Raw genomic sequence first — 18,248 nt, forward strand, 5'->3', positions numbered from 1 at the left:
CTAGGACGGCGAGCTACCTATTGATGACGAAACGCGGCACCCCTGGGTGCAGCGCTCGAGAAGAAACCTTCCGTGGACAGCCGCTGATCGCTGCCTAAACTCCCCGTCAAATTGCAGGGAGGATCTCCATGGTTGCGTGGAAGAAGGCCGTCATGGCCCTGGTGGGGGCGGGCGTGGTGGTGGGCGCGGGCTGGTGGGTGGCGCAGAAGCAGTCCGGGCCCGGCTTGCCCAGCAGTGCCGAAGTCGGCGCGGAGGAGGCGGCCTTTGCCTTCACCGAATGCAAGGCGCGGCTCTTCGACGGCTCGCCGGCCATTGCCGTCATGTTCACGCAGGCGCTGGACCGCAAGCAGGACTTCGACAAGCTGGTGAGCGCCCAGGAGGGCGACGCGCCCAAGGTCCAGGGCAGCACCAAGACCTTCCCGCTGGAGAACACGCTCAAGCCCGTCGACGCGCGCTGGGTGCTGGGCGACAACCCGCGGGTGCTCTACCTGCCCTTCGTCAAGCCGGACCGCAGCTACCGCATCGCCATGAAGGCCGAGCTGGCCGCGAAGTCCGGCGCCAAGCTGGCCACGCCCCAGCATTGCTTCGAGGCCAGCGAGGCCATGCCCGACAGCTACTACTTCGCCAGCAAGGGCCTGGTGCTGCCGGCCGGCCAGAACGGCGGCCTGCCGGTCGTGACCATCAACACGCCCGAAGTGGACGTGCAGTTCCTGCGCATCAAGCCGGCCTCGCTGCCGGCCTTCCTGGAGCAGGTGAGCGGCCGGCGCGAGCGCAGCGCCAACACCTACGAGGAGGACGGCGAGGGCGGCTACTACTACGACGGCTATGGCGACAACCAGCGCCGCCTCAAGGGCACCGTGGGCGGCTGGCAGCTGGACCGCCTGCGCGCCATGTCCGACAGCGTCTACCTCGGACGCTTCACGACCGACGCGCGGCCGAATCGCCGCAACGTCAGCTTCCTGCCCGTGGAGGGCATCAAGGAGCTGCAGGAGCCCGGCATCTACGTGGCCATCATGAACCAGCCCGGTCGCTTCGGCTGGGACTTCCAGGTCACGCATTACTACGTCACCGACATCGGCCTGCACCTGCGCCGCCATGCCGCCCAGCTGGACGTGTTCACCACCTCGCTGAAGAGCGGCGGCGCGCTGTCGGGCGTCGAGCTCAGCCTCGTCGACGAGGCCGGCAAGGCCCTGGCCCAGGCGCAGACCGACAGCGAGGGGCATGCCGTCTTCACCGGCAGCGACAAGGCCCGAGCCGTGCTCGCGCGCCGCGGCGGCGGCAAGGAGATGTCCGTGCTGTCGCTGAACGACGCGGCCCTGGACCTCAGCGAGTTCGACGCCACCGGCCACCCCTCGCGCAGCAACAAGCTCTTCGTCTATGCCGGGCGCGACCTGTATCGGCCGGCCGAGAGCTTCCAGGTCTCGGTGCTGGCGCGCGATGCCGACGGCAAGCCGTTGGCCAAGCCGCTGCCCATCACGTTGACCGTCAAGAAGCCCGACGGCAGCAAGCTCGCCGAGCAGCTGCTGCAGCCGGGCAAGACCGGCACGGGCTACTACCAGCACACCATCACGCTGCCGGCTGACGCGCCCACCGGTGGCTGGACGCTGCAGGCCCGCGTCGACCCCGGCGCCAAGCAGCCCGATGCGCAATGGGCCTTCAAGGTCGAGGAGTTCCTGCCCGAGCGCATGAAGCTCAAGCTGACGGCGTCGGAGGCGACGCTGCTGGGCGAAGTCAGCCTGCCCGTGCAGGTGCAAGGCGATTACCTCTACGGCGCGCCCGCCGCCGGCAACCGGCTGCAGGCCACGGTCGCCACCGAGCGCGTGACCAACCCGCTGGGCCAGAAGCTGCCCGGCTTCATCTTCGGCGACTTCGACGACGACAAGGCGCGCTCGCGCCAGGACGTGGCCGACGTGGAACTGGACGCCGAGGGCAAGACCGAGGTCGCCCTGACGGCCAATCTGGCCGAGCGCAGCTCGCCGATGCGTGTGCGCGGCTCCTTCAGCCTGCTCGAGTCCGGCGGCCGGCCGGTGGTGCGCAGCCTGGAGCGCACCTGGTGGCCGGCCGCGGCCCTGGTTGGCGTGCGCCCCCTGTTCGACCGCAATGTGGCACCCGAGGGCGGCCTGGCCGGCTTCGAGGTGGTGCGCGTGGATTCGAGCGGCGCCTTCAAGCCCGCCAAGGACCTGAAGCTGACGCTGACCTACGAGGAACGCCGCTGGTACTGGCGCTACGACGACGGCCGCGGCTGGAATTCCGGCTTCAACAGCACCGACGAACTCGTCGAGGCGCGCACGCTGAAGCTGGCCGCCAAGACCACCGTCAACCTGCCCGTGCGCTGGGGCCGCTACCGCCTGGAGATCGAGGACCCCGAGACCCAGCAGACGCTGCGCTATGCCTTCTACGCCGGCTACGGCGCCCAGGACGCCGACGACATCGGCAACCGCCCCGACCGCGTGCAGCTCAAGCTGCAGGGCGCGCCCTTCAAGCCGGGCGATGTGGCCAAGCTGGCCATCAAGCCGCCGCACGATGGCGAGGCCATCGTCACCGTCGAAGGCGACCGGGTGCTGTGGACCAAGCGCATCGGCGTGAAGGCCAGCGGCACGGACGTGGAGATCCCCATCTCGGCCGACGCCAACTGGAGCCGCCACGACCTCTATGTGACCGTCGCCGCCTTCCGCCCCGGCAGCCAGGGCGACAAGGTGACGCCGGCGCGGGCCCTGGGCCTGGTGCACCTGTCGCTGAATCGCGAGGACCGCAAACCCAAGCTGGCGCTGAGCGTGCCGGCCAAGGTGCTGCCGTCCACGCCGCTGCCCGTCAGCGTCAAGGTGCCTCAACTCGCCGGCAAGGCGGCCATCGTCACCGTCAGCGCGGTGGACGTCGGCATCCTCAACATCACCAACTTCAAGACGCCCGACCCGCAGGACTTCTTCTTTGGCAAGCACCGCTACGGCGCCGACATGCTGGACCTGTATGGCCGCCTCATCGAGAAGATGGAAGGCAACGTGGCCAAGCAGCGCTTCGGTGGCGACGCCAGCAAGCGCGACACCCAGTCCATGCCGCGCAAGGTGCTGCTGGTGGACCTCTTCAGCGGCCCCGTGCAGTTGGACGCCAAGGGCGAGGCGACGGTCAACCTGAAGCTGCCCGACTTCAACGGCACGCTGCGCGTGATGGCCGTCGTGTCCAGCGCCGACAGCTATGCATCCGCTCAGGCCGAGACCGTGGTGGCCGCGCCGCTGGTGGCCGAGCTCAACATGCCCCGCTTCGTGTCGCCCGGCGACAAGGCCACGATCGCGCTGGACGTGACCAACCTCAGCGGGGCGCCCCAGGAGATCAAGGTGGCCGTGTCTGCCAGCGGGCCGCTGAAGATCAGCGGCGGTGCCGAGGTGATCAAGCTGGCCGACAAGCAGCGCCAGATCCTCAAGTTCCAGGCCGAGGCGCTGGACGCGTCTGGCCTGGCGCCCATCCAGGTCAAGGTGACGGCGGGGCCGCTGAGCATCACCCGCGAGGCGGCGCTGCAGGTGCAGCCCATCACGCCGCTGGTGCGCGAGAGCCGCCGCATCCGCCTGGAGCCCGGCGCCACGCAGGTCGTCGACAAGGCCCTGCTCGACGCCTTCTGGGCCGGCTCGGCCAGCCTGGCGCTGAACGTCTCCAACACGCCGCCCATCGACATCAAGGAGCAGGTCAAGGGCCTGCTGATGTACCCCTATGGCTGCCTGGAGCAGACGACGTCCAGCGCCTACCCGCTGGTTTTCATCGACGACGAGGCCGCCAAGCGCTGGGGCATGACGCCGGTGCCGCGCGAGGAACGCGCCAAGCGGCTGGAGGGCGCCTTCGCGCGCCTGGCCGGCATGCAGCAGCCCAAGGGCGGCTACGGCCTGTGGGAGGCCAGCAGCCCCTACGAGGCCTGGCTGTCGTCCTATGTGACCGGCTTCCTGCAGGACTCGCGCGATGCGGGCTTCAACGTGCCCGAGGCCATGCTCAAGCGCTCGCTGGACAACCTGCTCGAGCAGTTCCAGCGCAGCCCCGGCCAGCAGACCACGCCGGCCAAGGACATCCGCCGCGACGACAAGGGCCGCGTGGCCGACTGGCGCGACGCCGAGGTCCTGCGCATGGCCCACCAGCGCTTTGCCGAGGCCGCCCACGCCGGCTACATTCTGGCGCGCGAGCAGAAGGCGCCGCTGGCCACGCTGCGCACCCTGCACGACCAGTACCGCAGCCATGCGCTGTCGCCGCTGCCGCTGGTGCACCTGGGCCTGGCGTTGAAGCTGATGGGCGACGAGGGCCGCGCCAAGATGGCCCTGGACGACGCCATGGCCCGCAGCTACGGCTACCAGCCCGACGACCCCAGCAACTACTGGTGGAGCCAATGGCTGGGCGACTACGGCTCACGCGTGCGCGACCGCGCCCTGGCCTATGCGCTGCTGCTGCGCCACAAGGTCGCGCACGAGCGGCGCGAGAACCTGCTGTTCGACCTGTCCGACGACTTCAGCCGCCGCAACTACTACTCGACGCAGGAGCGCCTGGCCCTCTTCCTGGCCGTGCAGGCCGCCACCAATGGCGCGGGCAAGGACGACGCCTGGAAGACCTCGCTGAGTGTGGGTGCGAAGTCCGATGCGTGGACGGGCACCGGCACGGGCCAGCAGAGCTTCGAGCTGGCCCAGCTCAAGTCCGGCATCGCGCTGAAGAACGACGGTGCCGCGCCGCTCTACCTGGACGTGACGGCCCAGGGCTACCCGGTGAAGCCACTGCCGCCGACGAGCGACCGCATCGCCGTCGAACGTGCCATGTTCACCACCGAGGGCAAGCCGGTGACGGCGCGCCAGTTCACCACCGGCGAGATGTTCATCGTGCGCCTGCGCGTGAAGGCGCCGCAGTCCATCAAGGACGGCCTGGTGGTGGACCGCATCCCGGCCGGCTTCGAGATCGAGAACCTCAACCTGAGCCAGGGCCCCAAGGCCGGCGAGTTCACGGTGGACGGCGTCAACATCGCCCAGGCCAACGCCAACGAGCGCATCGTGCATACCGAGTACCGCGATGACCGCTTCGTGGCGGCGGCGTCGCTGGGGCAGCAGCTGGAGCTGTTCTATCTGGTGCGCGCGGTGACGCCTGGGCGCTACGTGGTGCCGGCGACGTTTGCGGAGGATATGTACCGGCCGGAGGTGAGGGGCATCGGCAAGGCCGAAGGGGAGATCACGGTGGTGGACAAGAAGTGAAACCCGGAGCGATTGCGTTTGGTATCGGGATGGTGGCCGCCCTGCCGGCGCATGCCGCGGAATCGGTCGAGCAACAACTGGATCGGCTTATCAGCAAACACGCCGGCGAACCCACATCGGTGGCAACGCCCATGCCCACGAATGCTCAACCCGTCACCTTCGCCAACCTGGCCGCGATAGCGGCAGCTGATGCTGTGCAAGAGGCCAAGGGCCTTTGTGATTCACAGGGCGGCAAGGCGGTGAGCAGCCGCATCGTCAAGAGCGGTTCGGTCAAGTTCATCCAAAGCGTCAGATGCGCTCAGGGCGAGGACGTGCTTTGGCACCTGGACTTTGAGGGGCCCAAGGTTGCCCTCGGACGAGCTTCGGGCAGAGAACTTGTCCAGGATGTCAGCTTGTCCATCAAGCGGCTGATGCCGACTGACCCACCGCAAGCCCCGGTCTTGCTCTGGTCCGGCGTGCAAAAGCCGGAAGGGGAAACGGATGCGAAGACTGTTGACGCGGGTCTTGATCGCCAGGTGGGATTTCGGTACGCCTGGAGATTCAAGTCTCAATTGATCAAGCAGCTGGAACTGGTCTGGCGGCCCGTCAACTCCGGCTTGCGTAGCGAGGACGCGAAGACGCGGCAGGCCGAGTTCCGCAAGACCCTTGCGCATCGCGCTGATTGCGTGGAGCCTCGCGTTTGCAGCGCTACATGGACCTTCGACGCGCCTGGAGAGCAGGAACCTGGCTTGTGGAATCTCGGCTTGGTGGCGGACGGCGTGCCCATCGTCTCGACCGTCTTTTTCGTGCGGCAGCGATGACATCGCTCGCCGGTTCAGTTGCGCCGACTCCGCTGCTGGAAACCGAGTGGGTCAGCGCATCCGCTACCAGTTCGATTCTGAGCTTGGACGTCGGCGCAGCAAAGCAGCCGCGTGGCGAGCTGCTGGCCTGAGCTCGCGCGACTGCAGCGGCCCTGGCCACCCTCCCGCGATCAGGCCTTGCGCCGGCGCACTCCGAGAGCCAGCAGCCCCAAAGTCAGCAGCGCGATGGACGACGGCTCGGGAAGCGCGTGCACGGTGAAGCTGATGCGGTTGCTGTCTGCCGGGCGCGTGGCGCCGAGATTGGTCACCGCGCAGCCGGTCGTGTCGCCTGGCAAACCGAGGCAGTCTGAAAAACCGTTGTACAGCTCAACCGTGCCTGCGGTGTCCAGACGAACCGTCCACAGCGCAAGGTGGGGATTCGTCCCCAGCGGGTTGTTCCATCCGGCCAGGCCCACGCCGGAAAATATGTCGAAAAGCGATGCCGTCGCGAACAGGTGGACGGCGGGAAACACCGTCAGATATTCGGTCGGGTCCACGTCGCTGCTGCCAACCGAGTAGAACTGCAGGGTGTCGCCGACATGCACGTTCGACAGATCGGTGGCGGCGGTTGGCGCCAGCGTCACCACCAGGCCCGCCCGTGACGGACCGGAGAACGTGAGCAGGATCAGGAGCGTTGCGATGAATGCCAACGAGCGGTGCGCGATCGATTTCATAGACAGGCTCCTGTTTGAGTGATCGGCATTAGCAACGTTCGTGCCCCGGGCGTTTAGTTCATCTGGAACAACGACATAACCGAATTACTGAGAGGCGACTCGATCGATATGTAAGAAGACTCGACATGGCCGCAGGGTCTGTCGGTGGCACGAACCCTGGGGCGCGTTCACCCGCGGCGACGCTTCATCCAGCCGATCAAGCCCAGGCCGCCCAGCATCAGCGCATAGCTCCCAGGTTCCGGCACCGCGGACACGGCACGGCCGTAGTCGAAGCCCGACTCGCTGGTGAACGACAGCGTGCCGAGGTAAGGGCTGCCGTCTTGCAGGGTCACGCCCGCCAAGCCTTTCCACTCCAGTGTGTTGCCGAAGTCGGCAATGGCGTTCATGGCGCCATTGCCAACCTGAATGCCGGCGTTGGCCTCGGCGAGCATCGACAGGCTGAAGGTCGTCCCGACCGGACCTGGATTCAGCCCGACCACCAACGAGAACTCACTGAAGCCCAGGCCCGTTTCGGTATGGACGATGCTGATCAGGAAGGGGTTGCGGCTGACGATGGTCTTCTGTTCGGCCACGCTGCCCGAGCTTGCCAGCGAGACGTTCGGCCCGGACAGGCTGATCGCCCAGCTCGCCGTGGCACCGGCGCCGCCAAAACCCAGGCTGGCGTTAGGGTCAGTGTTGGACGCCGTCACGGCGCCGCCGGCATGCAGTGCGAACACCATCTGGATGGGATCGTTGCCCGTCGCGCTGACGGTGAAGCTGTCGCTCAACGACGCGGTGGCGGTGGTGGAGACACTGGTGGGTGCGCCCGGGTTCCCACGCCCGTTGCTGAAGGCACTGGCGAAAGTGGAGATCTTGCCGTTGCCTGCGGTGGCGCTGCCCGACGTGGTGGCGGGCGCCTTGGTGTAGTCGCCGGCGGCCGCGCGCAACCGGTCGTTGCCGACACCGGCGAAATGCTGGGTGTTGGGCGTCGCGTTGTCGCCGACCTGCCGAATGGTGACCGAGGCGGCGGTCGTTGCGGCGAAGCCGAGATTGGAAAGAACCAGCAACGCCCCACCGACGACAGCCCGCCGGAGCGGACCGACCGGTTGAGTGCGTGACTTCAGCGGGCTCTGGGTTGAGGTTGGTGCGGTCAACGTCTTCTCCATCGAGATGAGAGGCCGCGCCTGCAATGGGGCGCGGTTCGTTGCCGGCCCGGTCGACGACCCGAGGCGTGTGGCGGCAATGCGGCGCATCTTGCGCACGCAGCGTCTCCGCACCGTCTCCGTGGGCCAGTGGCTCAGTAGAGGTCCCGCGCCGCCGACCTCACCTCATGCAGCAGCTGCCGCGCGCCCGGTGACATCAGATGCCCCTCGCGGGTGATGATGCCGAAGGCGTCCATATGGCAGGGCAGGTCGATGGGCAGGATGGCCAGCACGTTCAGCGACGCGTAGTAGCGCGCCACCTCGACCGGCATCACATGCAGGGAGTCGGTCTGCTGCAGCAGCGCCGTGATGAGCAGCAGGGCCGTGGTGTCGACGTTGTTGGACGGCGGCTCCAGCGCGGCGCGGCGGAACATCAGCTCCCAGCGGTGGCGCAGCACGCTGCCCGTGGGCGGCAATATCCAGGGCTGGTCGGCCAGGTCGGCGAGCTTGAGGTTGTCTTCCTTCAAGAGCGGGTGGCCGACGCGCGCGACGGCGCAGGCGGGCTCGACGGTGAGCTCCTCGTAGTGCAGGCCGGCAGCGTTTTCCTCTTCGACGATGCGGCCGATCATGAAGTCGAGCTTGCCGCGTTGCAGCATGTCCAGCAGTTGCTTGCTGCTCTCCATGTGCACGCCGATGCGCAGGCGGGGCGCCAGCAGCTTGATGCGCGAGATGGCACGCGGCAGCAGGCCCATGGCGGGGGTCATGATGACGCCGACCTCGACCTGGCCCGCCAGGCCGTTCTTCAGCGACACGATGTCGTCGTGGGCGGCCGACAGCGACGTCAACGCCATGCGCGCGTGGCGGATCATGGTCTCGCCGTAGAGCGTGGGCTCCATGCCGCGCGGGTGGCGCTCGAAGAGCTTCACGTCCAGCATGTCCTCCAGGTCCTTGAGCTGCTTGGACGCGGCCGGTTGCGTCATGCAGAGGACCTCGGCGGCGCGGTGAATGTTGCGCTCGTCGTCGAGCGCGATCAGCAGCAGCAGCTGGCGCGTCTTCAGGCGCGCGCGCAGGAACCAGTTGGGGTTGGGGCTGGCGTCGGTCAGGCCGCTGGCGTCATCGTCATCGTCGCGGGCCATGGTGGCTTTCTTAAGCAAGATTGACTCTGCCGTCGTTGGCGAGAACGCTGTTGATGTCGTCGCCGGTCTCGTCCAGTTGCACCAGCGTGGCCTGGCGGGCGCCGAGCGGGTCGCGGGCCTGCAGCGCGGTCAGGATGGCCTTGTGGCGCGGCAGCGAGAGCTCGTGCGTGTTGGGCAGCTGGCTGGACAGGATGATGGACTCGCGCAGCGCCAGCGACAGCATGTTGCCGATATAGGCCAGCAGGTCGTTGCCGGTGGCCTCGGCGATGCGGCGGTGGAAGGCCAGGTCGGGCTCCAGCAGCTCGGCCGTGGTCGTGGCGGCCGCCATGCCTTCGTAGGCGGTGGCGATGCCCGCCAATTGCTCATCGGTCGCGGCACGCGCGGCCAGCGCGGCGGCGGCGGGTTCGAAGATCTGGCGCACTTCCAGCAGCGTCTGCACGAAGTCACGCTGCGGGCGGGACTGGATGAGCCAGTACAGCACGTCGGGGTCCAGCAGATGCCACTCGTTGCGCGGCCGCACGATGGCGCCGGCGCGCTGGCGCGACACCACCAAGCCCTTGGCGACGAGCACGCGCACGGCCTCGCGCAGCACGGGGCGGCTGATCTCGTAGCGCTCCAGCAGCTGGGCTTCGGGCGGCAGCTTGTCGCCGGGCTGCAGTTCGCCGCCGACGATGGCCAGGCCCAGCTCGCTGACGATACGGCCGTGCTGGCTCTTGCCCTCGGGCTGGGCGCTGTAGGTGGAGTGGTCCGCTCGGGTTCGCATGGGCGGCAGGCTACCAAAAGCTTTCATCGAAAGCGCGCGACAAATCCGCCGTGGGGCGCCAACGTCACGGTGGCGGCCGGTGCGGCGAGCAGGCTTGAAGCGAATTCACGCTCGCCTGAGCCGTCGGTGATGAGCTGGCCGCGGCGCTGGCCCAACCACGCGAGGTCGAGCTTGATCTCGCGCGGCGCGTCATCGGCGTTCAGGCCGGCGACGAACCACTGCTTGCCGGCGCGGCGGGCCAGCACGACGTATTTGCCCGGCTCGCCGTCGAGGAAGCGCACCTCGTCCCAATGCCGCGGCAGCTCGCGCAGCAGGCCCTTCACGTAGGCGGGCACGGTGGCCATGCCCCCGGGCGTCTCGGCGTAATGCTGGATGCCGGAAAGGAACAGCACCGCCTCGGCCAGCTCGAAACCGTTGCGCGTGGCGCGCTTGATGTTGGGGATGTCGCCAAACACCATGGGCGTGAAGTCCATGGGGTCGAAGAGGTTGCGCGTGAACGGCAGCATGGCCGCGTGACGGGCGACCTTGTCCTGGTCGTCCTGCGAGAAGGTGGCGAACTCGAAGCCCTTCACCGCTTCGGCCGTCATCAGGTTGGGGTAGGTGCGCGCCCAGCCCCGCGGCAGCGTCGCGCCGTGGAAGTTCAGCAGCAGGCCGGCCGCGGCAGTCTCCTTCAGCAGGTCCACGTAATAGGCCTGCATGGAGGCGCCGTCGCCGCCGAAGAAGTCGACCTTCAGCCCTTCGATGCCGATGGCCTTCACGCGGGCGAACTCCCTGGCACGAGCGGCCTTGGTCAGCAGCGCGCTCTTGGGGCTGTACTCGGTGTCGTTCCAGGCGCCCGAGGAGTTGTACCAAGCCAGGATGCCGACGCCCTTGGTCTCGGCGTAGTCGGCCAGCTCCTTCATCTTGGCGTCGCCGATCTTGCGGTCCCAGTCGGCGTCGACCAGCGTGTAGGGCCAGTGCATGTCGGCCGCGTAGTCGACGAAGCGCTTCTGCACGTCGAAGACGGTGGCGTCATCCTTCAGCAGCGCCCAGCTCCAGGAGGCCGGACCGGGTTTGAGCTTGGCCTTGTCGAAGGCGACGGCGGGTGCTGCGAGGTCGGTACCCAGGGTCGACTCCATGACGGTCTTCAGCGGGCCGATGGCCAGCACGCGCCAAGGGGTCACGAGCGGGCCGTTCACGTCCGCCAGCAGGTGGCCATTCGTGTTGACCTCGCTGGCCTCGGGCAGGCCGATGCGGTAGCTGCCGCCGGTGGAGTCGCTCGCCAGGCGTGAGGCGTGAAAGCGCCCGTCCATGCCGGCTTCGGTCAGCGCCACCCAGTTGCCGCCGCTGCGGAACAACGCCGGGAAGACCCAGCCCGCGTGCGAGGGCGCTGCGGTGCCGACGGGGATGTCGGTCTGGTAGTGCTCTTCGTAGGAAGGGTTGACGCGCTTCCAGCCGGTCTTGGCGACCGACATGGGTTGCAGCCAGGCGCGAGCCTCGTTGGGGAAGGCAAAGCTGGTCAGCTCATCCTTGAAGGTCTTCTGGCCTGCGCCGTCGACCGTGTAGCGCAGCGCCAGGCCGTCGTTGGAGGCGCGCAGCGTCAGCACGAGCTTCTGGCCGGCCGCATTGGCAACGGTGAAGCGCTGCTCGTTGGCGCGGTAGTCCACGCTGCTCTTTTTGCCCGCGGCCAGCGCGTATTGCTCGCGGTGGGCCTTCACGGGCGAGGTCRCGACGAGCTTGAGCTGATTGGCGAAGTCGCCCTGCTCAAGCACCAGGCCCAGGCGCGAGGCCAGCAGCACCGGCTGGCCGGCGCGCTGCACCGTGTAGACCAGCTGCTGCTGGTCGTTGACCGACACGTCGACCTGAAGCTGGCCGTCGGGGCTGCTCAGCGCTTGGGCCAAGGCGGGCAGGGCGAGCAGGAGCGAAGCGATGAGGCGCATGGTCTTGTCTCAAATGGAATAGGGGCCGTCGGCGACAGGCGTGCCGAAGTCGGGGAAGCCGTCGCTGCGCCAGCCAAAGGCTTGCACGCGCGCATGGCGGTTGGGGTCGTTCAGCGGGTCGCCGACGATGTCGCGGTAGTTGCGGGCGTGATAGACCAGCAGGTCGGTCTGGCCGTCGGGCGTCGTCGTGAAGCTGTTGTGGCCGGGGCCGAACTGGCTCACCGACTCGTCGGTCTTGAACACCGGCACGGGCGACTTGTGCCAGCTCGCCGGGTCGAGCAGGTCGGCGTTCTCGTCGACCCACAGCAGGCCCATACAGTAGTTCGCGTCGGTCGCGGCGGCCGAGTAGGCGATGAAGACCTTGCCGTTGCGCTTGAGCAGCGCGGGGCCCTCGTTGACGCAGAAGCCGATGCGCTCCCAGGCCAGCTCGGGGCGCGTGATGACGACGGGCTCGGACTTCAAGGTCCACGGGTTGGCCATCTCCGCCAGGTAGAGGTTGCTTTCCGTCGGCGGGCTTTTCTGCGCCCAGCAGAGATAGCGCTTGCCGTGGTGCTCGAAGGGCGTGGCGTCCAGCGAGAAGCCCTCCTCGGGCGTGACGATCTGGCCGCGTTCCACCCAGGGGTCTCGCAGCGGGTCGTCGCCCTCGCATTCGAGGACGTACATGCGCAGCTTCCAGATGTCGTCGCGCTCAGCTGCAGCGAAGTAGACATACCAGCGGCCGTCGACGCGGTGCAACTCCGGAGCCCAGACGTGGAAGCTCATCGGGCCGCTGTCGTGCTTGTGCCAGATGGTCTTGGGCACGGCGGTCGACAGGCCGGCGATGCTGTCGGCGGCGCGGATCTCGATGGCGTCATAGCTGGGCACCGAGGCGGTGAACCAGTAGCGGCCGTCGACCAGGCTGAGCTGCGGGTCGGCGCGCTGCTCGACGAGAGGGTTGTTCCAGTTCATGTGCGAACGGCTTGGGTGACGAGGACGTTCCAGGAGGCGGGCTTGAGCTTGACGCGCAGCTGCTCGCCATGGATGGCGATGCCATCCAGTGGTTGCGGCGCGACGCGGTCCGGGTCGTCGACGGTGTTGGTGGCGTTGAGGTCGGCGCTGTGGAGCTGCTCGGCCTGAAGGAGCTCGCGGTCCGCGCCCAAGCAGCGCAACGTGATGGACAGGTCCATCTCTTYGCTGAGGTGGCGGTTCAGCAGGAAGACGGCGGTGCGGCCCGTGGCCGGGTCGTCGACCACGCTGGCACACAGATAGGGCAGCTCGCCGTGCCTGGCGTTGGCATAGCCGGGCGACTTGACGACAGCCCTCAGCACGTCGCCATGCGCCCAGCGCGCGGCCTGCGCAAAGGGGTGAAAGATCGTCTGCCGCCACGCCGCGCCACCGGGCTCGGTCATGATGGGCGCGATGACGTTGCACAGCTGGGCCATGCAGGCGACCTTGAGCCGGTCCGCATGGTTCATCATCATCGTCAGCATGCCGCCGATGAGCAGGGCGTCCTCGGCCGTGTAGACCTCCTCCAGCAGCCGTGGTGCTTCGGGCCAGCCCGCCTGCTTGAGGTGTTCGCCGTGGCGGGCGCGGTACCAGACGTTCCACTCGTCGAAGGACAGCTTGAGTCGCTTCGTTGACCGCTTGCGCGTGGCCACCGAGTCGGCAATCGCCACCGTGTCCTCGATGTAGCGCGCGTTCGTCTCGATCTGCGCGAAGAAGCTCTCGGTGCTGGTGTCCGCGGGCGGCTTCACGAAGTAGCTGTGCAGCGACAGGTAGTCCACCTGCTCGAAGCAATGCTCCAGCACGCGGTCTTCCCAGACACCGTAGGTCGGCATGTCATAGGCCGACGAGCCGCAGGCGGCCAGCTCGATGCTCGGGTCCACCCAGCGCATCAGCTTGGCGGTCTCCTTGGCGATGCGGCCGTACTCGTCGGGCGTCTTCTGGCAGATCTGCCAGGGGCCGTCCATCTCGTTGCCCAGGCACCAGAACTTGATGCCGAGTGGCTCCTCGGCGCCGTGGCTGCGACGCAGGTCCGACAGCGCCGTGCCGCTGGGGTGGTTGCAGTATTCGAGGTAGTGCCGCGCCTCGTCGGGCCCGCGGGTGCCGAGGTTGACGCCGAACATGGGTTCGATGCCGACCTTGCGGCACCAGTGCATGAACTCATGCGTGCCGACCTGGTTGGTCTCGGTGGAGAACCAGGCCAGATCCAGCCGGCGCGGACGCTGGTCCTTGGGCCCGACGCCGTCCTCCCAGTTGTAGCCCGACATGAAGTTGCCACCGGGGTAGCGCACGATCGTTGCGCCCAGCTCTTTCGTCAGCTCGGCCACGTCGCCGCGAAAGCCGTGCTCGTCGGCGGTCGGGTGGCCGGGCTCGTGGATGCCGTTGTAGACACAGCGGCCCAGGTGCTCGACGAAGACGCCGAACAGGCGGCGGTCAAGCGGCGCAAGGATGAAGTCGCGGTCGACGATGAGGGAGGCTTCAAACGTCATCGTCTTGCCTTTTTGAGGGCCTTGTTGACGCGCTTCTCGACGCTGGCCTGCACTTCGTCGATGGGCTTGCCGGAAATCATCACGTTGGCCACGTCCTCGCCGATCAGCAGCTCGATGGCGCGCTGGGTCGGCACATTGCCCGGCATGCCGGCGCCGGTCTGCGTGATCTCGGTCAGGGCCTCGCGCATGGGCAGCGCACGGAAGGCCGCGCTCTCGGCCACGGCCTTGCTGACGGGCAGGTGCCCGGTGCGCGACCACTCGGCACTGTGGTCCCAGACGAACTTCAGGAACTTGACGCTGGCCTCGTGCGCCTTGGCATCCTTGGCGCCGCCCTTGAACAGCGCCCACGAATGCCCATCGGCAAACACGGCGGGCTTGTCATAGAGCTGCGGGAAGGGCTTCACCGTGTAGGCGCCCTTGAGCTTGGAGTCGGGCTTTTGCGACTCGCGCAGGAACTGGTCGATGGTCCAGGTGCCGACGACGACGACGCCCGCCTCGCCGTTCAGGAAGGCCTGGTTGGCGGCGGCGTAGTCGAGGTTGGGCCGCACATGGCCTTCGCGGTACAGCGTCTGCATCAGCGTCAGCGCATTGACGACGGCGGGCTGGTGCATGTTGATGGTCTTGCCATCGGCGGAGAACAGCTGGGCGTTCTGCTGCGCCACCAGCGTCAGGAAGGTGCGGTCGTTGGCCGCCGTCTCGTTGGCCACGGCCCAGGCGAAATAGGGCTTGCCGGTGCGCTGCTTGAACTGCCGCGCCTGGGCCAGCAGCTCGTCGGGCGAACGGGGAAGCGTGTCGAGCCCGGCCTTCTTCATCAAACCGGTGTTGATGTGCCAGAGCCAGGCCCAGGTGTCGAAGGGCAGCGCAAAGGTCTGGCCGTTGAACGAGGTGCCGCGGCGCGCGTGTTCGGTGAAGTCGTCGACCGGCACGCCGATGCGCTTGAAGTCCTCGTCCAGCGGCAGCACCAGCTTGCGGCGCACATAGTCGCCCAGGGCGGACTCGTGCATGACGGCGATGGTCGGGATGTCTTTGGAGACGAGGCGGGCGGTGAGCTGGTCGTAGTACGGCCCCCACTCGCCGATCTGCGTCTTCACGACGATGCCGTCGGTGTTGGTCGCGTTGAACTCGTTGACCAGGGCGGTGACGATGCCGCATTCGCCGACGCCCTCGGACGTCTTCACGACCTGGCCGTACTGCGCCTCGCAGCTGCCGAAGAAACGCATCAGCGTGATCTCGGTCTTGCCCGAGTTGTCCTTGCTGGCGCCGCAGGCGGCGAGCAGCGCGGCGGAAAGGCAGATGAGCAGACGCTTCATGACTTGCCCGTCCCCGCCACGGCCGTCACCAGATGGCGTTGGAAGAAGAGATAGAGCATCAGCGCCGGCATTCCCGCGAACACGGCTTGCGCCATCAGGAAGCCCAGCCCCTCGGACTGCGCGAAGTTGGTCTGCGTGGACGCGAGGCCGCGCGTCAGCGTGTACATGTCCGGCTGCGTCGCGATGACCAGTGGCCAGAGGTAGTCATTCCAGCAGCCCAGGAAGGTGAAGATGCCCAGCGTCGCCTGCGCCGGCAGCGTCAGCGGCAGGATGATGGTCAGGAAGGTCTTGAAGCGCGACGCGTTGTCCAGCAGCGCGGCCTCTTCCAGTTCGGCCGGGATGGCCTTGAAGTACTGCGTCATCAGGTAGACGCCGAAGGGCGCGGCCAGGCCCGGCAGCGTCAGGCCGGCAATCGTGTTCTGCAGATTCCAGTCCGAGAACAGGCGGTGCAGCGGGATGAAGACCGACTGCGCCGGCACGGCCAGGCCGAACATCACCAGCGCAAACAGCCACTTGCGGCCCGGGAACTCGCAGCGGGCAAAGCCGTAGCCCGCCAGCGACGACAGTGCCAGCACGCCGACGGTCTGCAGCAGCGCGACGAGGGCGCTGTTGCCCAGCCAGCGGAACACCTGCGAGGTCTGCAGGATGTCCAGGTAGTTGGCCAGCGTGTAGGGCGGCGCCAGGAAGACGTCGGTGTGCGTCAGCAGGAACTCGTTGGGCTTGAAGGACAGGGCCAGCACCCACAGCAGCGGGGCCATCCACACCAAAGCCAGCAGCGTCAGCGCGACCATGACGAAGCGGTCGAACCAACCGCGCCTCAGCAGCGGATTCATTTGCGACCTCCGGTGTCGCGCTCAAGCCAGAGCTGCGTCGACACGCCCACCAGCATGATGGCCAGCAGCACCTGCGAAGCAGCCGTGGCATAGCCCAGCGAGAGCTGCATGAAGGCCTGTTCGTAGATGAACTGCACGACCGAGCGCGTCGTGTTGTTGGGCCCGCCATTGGTCATCAGCATGATCTGCGGGAAGACCTGGAACTGGCGGATCACCTCGATCAGCGCGACGAGGATGATGGCGCGCTTGAGGCTGGGCAGCGTGATGTGGGTCAGCACGCGCCAGCGCGGCGTGTTGTCCAGCGCGGCGGCTTCGTAGATGTCCGAGGGGATCTGCTGCAGCGCCGACAGGAACATGATCATCGGCAGGCCGATGATCCACCACACGGTCACCAGCGCCACCGTCAGCAGCGCGAGGTTGTCGCTGGTCAGCAGCGGCAGCTCGGGCAGGCCGAGCGCCGCGAAAAACTGGGCGATCAGGCCGCGCTCGGGCATCAGCGCGAGCTTCCACACCAGCGTGATCAGCGTGACCGAGAAGACGGACGCGCAGAAGAAGGTGGCGCGCAGCAAGGTGGCCAGCTTGCCCTGGCGGTTCAGTGCCAGCGCCAGCATCAGCGACAGCAYGACAAAGATSGGCGTGCTGATGAGCACGAAGCGGAGGGTGTTCCAGACGACCTGGTGGAAGACCTCGTCGCCCCACAGTTCCTGGTAGTTCCCGAGGCCCACCCAGAAACTGTCGTTGGACAGCAGGTCGTGGTCGTGGAAGCTGGTCCACACGCCCTTGGCCAGCGGCCACAGCAGCAGCAGCGCGTAGAGCACCACGAAGGGCAAGACAAAGAGGGCATAGGCCGGGCGCGAAGCGCGCAGGCCCACCGCGGCGCTCATGCCAGCGACTCCTGCGCGTGGTGGGCGAGACCCGCCTCGTCGAATAGATGAGCCTCGGCCACGTCCACGGTGATGGCGACATGGCTGCCCAGCCTGGGCGACGTGCCAGCGGGCACCGTGACGATCAACGGCGTGCCGCCTTCGAGCTTCAGGTGCGCCAGCGTGCGCTCGCCGAGGAACTCAACCAGCTCGACGCGGCCGCGCAACGGGCCTTGCTCGGCCACGCGCAGGTTCTCGGGGCGCACCCCCAGCACCAGGCCTTGCGCTGCCAAGCCATCGACCGGAACCCGTGTCGTCACCGCAGCGCCGCCCGGCACCGTCACGACAACACGGCCTCGATCATCCGGCGCGCGCTGCACCGGCACAAAGCCCATGCCCGGCGTGCCGATAAAGCTCGCCACAAAGCGCGTGGCGGGCCGGCGATACAGCTCGGCCGGCGTGGCCACCTGCTCGATGGCACCGCCCTTAATGACGACGATGCGCGTGGCCAGCGTCATCGCCTCGATCTGGTCGTGCGTGACGAACACCATGGTCGCGCCCAGGCGTTGGTGCAGTTGCGCCAGCTCCAGCCGCGTGCGGCCGCGCAGGGCGGCGTCCAGATTCGACAGCGGTTCGTCGAACAGGAAGATGCCCGGCTCCTTCACCACCGCGCGGCCGATGGCGACGCGCTGGCGCTGGCCACCCGAGAGCTGGCCGGGCTTGCGGTCCAGCAGCGTGTCCAGCTCCAGCATGCGGGCCGACTCGGTGATGCGCTTGGCAATCTCGTCAGCCGGGATGCCGATGTTCTTCAGGCCGAAAGCGAGGTTGTCGCGCACCGTCATGTGCGGGTAGAGCGCGTAATGCTGGAACACCATGGCCAGGTTGCGCTGGCCCGGCGGCGCGACGGTGACGTCGCGGTCACCGATGAGGATGCGCCCGCCGCTGACTTCTTCCAGCCCCGCCACCATGCGCAAGAGACTCGTCTTGCCGCAACCCGACGGGCCGAGGAAGACGACGAACTCGCCTTCGGCCACGTCCAGCGACAGGTTCTCGATGACCTGCACCGCGCCGTAGCGCTTGCAGACGTTCTCCAACTTCAGGCCAGCCAC

Annotated in this window: 12 protein-coding genes and 1 pseudogene; 2 read left to right on the forward strand and 11 right to left on the reverse strand. The window is 67.5% G+C overall.

Annotated features, from left to right (window positions below):
- Window positions 1–128: 128 nt before the first annotated feature.
- The gene (locus AC1DW3_RS04325) at window positions 129–5,210 is read left to right on the forward strand and encodes an alpha-2-macroglobulin family protein (RefSeq protein ID WP_477928920.1); all 5,082 of its coding nucleotides are present in this window, start codon (window positions 129–131) and stop codon (window positions 5,208–5,210) included.
- Entirely contained in the window at window positions 5,207–6,010 is an 804-nt protein-coding gene (locus tag AC1DW3_RS04330) for a hypothetical protein (RefSeq protein ID WP_477928921.1), read from the forward strand. Before AC1DW3_RS04325 ends, AC1DW3_RS04330 begins: the two co-directional genes overlap by 4 nt.
- A 170-nt stretch (window positions 6,011–6,180) precedes the next feature.
- On the opposite strand, the gene AC1DW3_RS04335 is transcribed toward AC1DW3_RS04330, so the two are convergent.
- From AC1DW3_RS04335 to AC1DW3_RS04385, 11 genes and pseudogenes are all read right to left on the reverse strand, one after another.
- Entirely contained in the window at window positions 6,181–6,723 is a 543-nt protein-coding gene (locus tag AC1DW3_RS04335; protein WP_477928923.1) for a PEP-CTERM sorting domain-containing protein, read from the reverse strand.
- Between the two features lie 167 nt (window positions 6,724–6,890).
- A pseudogene (locus AC1DW3_RS04340) lies at window positions 6,891–6,980 on the reverse strand (PEPxxWA-CTERM sorting domain-containing protein); the annotation flags it as partial.
- A 1,019-nt stretch (window positions 6,981–7,999) separates the two neighbouring features.
- Complete coding sequence (locus tag AC1DW3_RS04345; RefSeq protein WP_477928924.1) at window positions 8,000–8,980, reverse strand: LysR family transcriptional regulator; 981 nt, start codon at window positions 8,978–8,980, stop codon at window positions 8,000–8,002.
- 10 nt (window positions 8,981–8,990) lie between these two features.
- The gene (locus AC1DW3_RS04350; protein WP_477928926.1) at window positions 8,991–9,743 is read right to left on the reverse strand and encodes a FadR/GntR family transcriptional regulator; all 753 of its coding nucleotides are present in this window, start codon (window positions 9,741–9,743) and stop codon (window positions 8,991–8,993) included.
- A gap of 23 nt (window positions 9,744–9,766) precedes the next feature.
- Window positions 9,767–11,662, reverse strand: coding sequence for a glycoside hydrolase family 97 protein (locus AC1DW3_RS04355; RefSeq protein WP_477928928.1), 1,896 nt, complete (start codon window positions 11,660–11,662; stop codon window positions 9,767–9,769).
- Window positions 11,663–11,671: 9 nt separating this feature from the next.
- On the reverse strand, window positions 11,672–12,610 hold the full coding sequence (locus AC1DW3_RS04360; protein WP_477928930.1) for a glycoside hydrolase family 43 protein: 939 nt from the start codon (window positions 12,608–12,610) through the stop codon (window positions 11,672–11,674).
- Window positions 12,607–14,133: an arabinosylfuranosidase ArfA gene (arfA, locus tag AC1DW3_RS04365; protein WP_477928932.1), complete on the reverse strand. Its 1,527-nt coding sequence runs from the start codon at window positions 14,131–14,133 to the stop codon at window positions 12,607–12,609. Before arfA ends, AC1DW3_RS04360 begins: the two co-directional genes overlap by 4 nt.
- Window positions 14,130–15,443 carry an extracellular solute-binding protein gene (locus tag AC1DW3_RS04370; protein ID WP_477928934.1) on the reverse strand — a complete coding sequence of 438 codons (1,314 nt, stop codon included), beginning with the start codon at window positions 15,441–15,443 and terminating at the stop codon, window positions 14,130–14,132. The genes arfA and AC1DW3_RS04370 overlap by 4 nt, the downstream gene beginning before the upstream one ends.
- A complete protein-coding gene (locus AC1DW3_RS04375; RefSeq protein WP_477928935.1) occupies window positions 15,440–16,276 on the reverse strand; it encodes a carbohydrate ABC transporter permease in 837 nt (278 codons plus the stop codon). The genes AC1DW3_RS04370 and AC1DW3_RS04375 overlap by 4 nt, the downstream gene beginning before the upstream one ends.
- Window positions 16,273–17,160 carry a carbohydrate ABC transporter permease gene (locus AC1DW3_RS04380; RefSeq protein ID WP_477928937.1) on the reverse strand — a complete coding sequence of 296 codons (888 nt, stop codon included), beginning with the start codon at window positions 17,158–17,160 and terminating at the stop codon, window positions 16,273–16,275. Before AC1DW3_RS04380 ends, AC1DW3_RS04375 begins: the two co-directional genes overlap by 4 nt.
- On the reverse strand, window positions 17,157–18,248 hold the full coding sequence (locus AC1DW3_RS04385; protein ID WP_477928939.1) for an ABC transporter ATP-binding protein: 1,092 nt from the start codon (window positions 18,246–18,248) through the stop codon (window positions 17,157–17,159). The genes AC1DW3_RS04380 and AC1DW3_RS04385 overlap by 4 nt, the downstream gene beginning before the upstream one ends.

This window comes from Roseateles sp. P2_H4, from assembly GCF_056403315.1.

Coding starts and splice junctions, on each gene's coding strand:
- AC1DW3_RS04325 (WP_477928920.1), top strand. CDS start 129: ATGGTTGCGTGGAAGAAGGCCGTCATGGCCCTGGTGGGGGCGGGCGTG.
- AC1DW3_RS04335 (WP_477928923.1), bottom strand. CDS start 6,723: ATGAAATCGATCGCGCACCGCTCGTTGGCATTCATCGCAACGCTCCTG.
- AC1DW3_RS04345 (WP_477928924.1), bottom strand. CDS start 8,980: ATGGCCCGCGACGATGACGATGACGCCAGCGGCCTGACCGACGCCAGC.
- AC1DW3_RS04350 (WP_477928926.1), bottom strand. CDS start 9,743: ATGCGAACCCGAGCGGACCACTCCACCTACAGCGCCCAGCCCGAGGGC.
- AC1DW3_RS04360 (WP_477928930.1), bottom strand. CDS start 12,610: ATGAACTGGAACAACCCTCTCGTCGAGCAGCGCGCCGACCCGCAGCTC.
- AC1DW3_RS04370 (WP_477928934.1), bottom strand. CDS start 15,443: ATGAAGCGTCTGCTCATCTGCCTTTCCGCCGCGCTGCTCGCCGCCTGC.
- AC1DW3_RS04375 (WP_477928935.1), bottom strand. CDS start 16,276: ATGAATCCGCTGCTGAGGCGCGGTTGGTTCGACCGCTTCGTCATGGTC.